Below are 1,040 nucleotides of genomic sequence, written 5' to 3'. Positions count from 1 at the left end.
GGTGTGTTGGCCGAGGGGGTCCGTGGCCGTGGAGGGCAGGGGGATGGCCTGATCGTCGGCGGCGCTCAGTGAGCCGGAGGATGGGCGGGCCGTGTGATCGTCGAGAGGGTCTGCGGAGGCGGAGGGCGGGCGGAGCGCGTGGTCATCGACAGGGCCGTCGGAACCGGTGCTCGACGAGGGAAGCCCTTGCGGGGGCCGGGGTGCGGGCGCGGTGCGCGGCAGTAGCGAGGACTCCCACAGTCTGGGCGGCGTCAGGGTCAGCAGGACGGGTTCGGCGGCGATCAGCCGGTCGTCCGGCAGGCCCTGGGCCCACGGTTCGGTGAGGGTGGCGAGGGCGGCGCTCGCGGCCGTGACGCGGGGCGCGGGAAGGAGGGCGCCCGCCAGGGCCTCCTGGGCGTGCAACGACACCAGGGCGGCGCGAGCCCATCGCAGGGACGACACCAGCGCGGGGCCCCGCAGCCGCGACGGCGCCGGGATCTCGGTGAGCCGCCGGTCGACGTCCGCCACCAGGTCCGTCGCCAGCCCCGGCAACGTCGACGCCAGCCGCCCCACCCGCCAGGCCGCGCCGACCCGCCGGGCACCCGTCGCGGGGTTCAGCAACGCGAGCACGCGGTGCCTCGGGGGGACGGCCCCCAGCAGCCGCAGATCGGCCGCCGCCCGACCGCCGACCGCCGTCACCACCGGCAGCCTCCGCAGCAGCCGCCGGGGCGCGCTGCCGCCGAGGTCCAACGCGATGGCCAGCCCCCTGGCCATGGGTGCCAGCCACAGGTCCTCCTCCAGCGGCTCCAACCGACCCGGCAGAGTCTCCGCCACGGGGCCGGGGCCCAGCAGCCGGGCTCCTCGTGCCGGCCGCGCCGCCATCGCCGTGATCGGGCGGCTCTGGAACAGCCACAGTCGTCCATCGTCGTCGAACCCGAACTCGATGTCCTGCGGCCCCCCGAACACCAGAGCGGCCCGCCGCGCCAGCCGCGCGAGCCGCCGCAGGTCGGAGGGGGTGAGGAGAGGGACGGGGTCCGCGGCCTGCTTGGTGATGCTGGGGG

The 1,040-nt window shown here is 76.8% G+C and carries 1 protein-coding gene; it reads right to left on the bottom strand.

All coding sequences use genetic code 11. The features are described from left to right. Positions 1-1,040, bottom strand: a 1,040-nt coding sequence (locus tag AOK15_RS41370) for a PEP/pyruvate-binding domain-containing protein (RefSeq protein ID WP_240508844.1), incomplete at both ends; no start/stop codon positions are given.

The organism is Streptomyces ossamyceticus, assembly GCF_001418475.1.
Classification (GTDB): Bacteria; Actinomycetota; Actinomycetes; order Streptomycetales; family Streptomycetaceae; genus Streptomyces; species Streptomyces ossamyceticus.
This window is presented reverse-complemented; position numbering and strand designations above follow the sequence as displayed.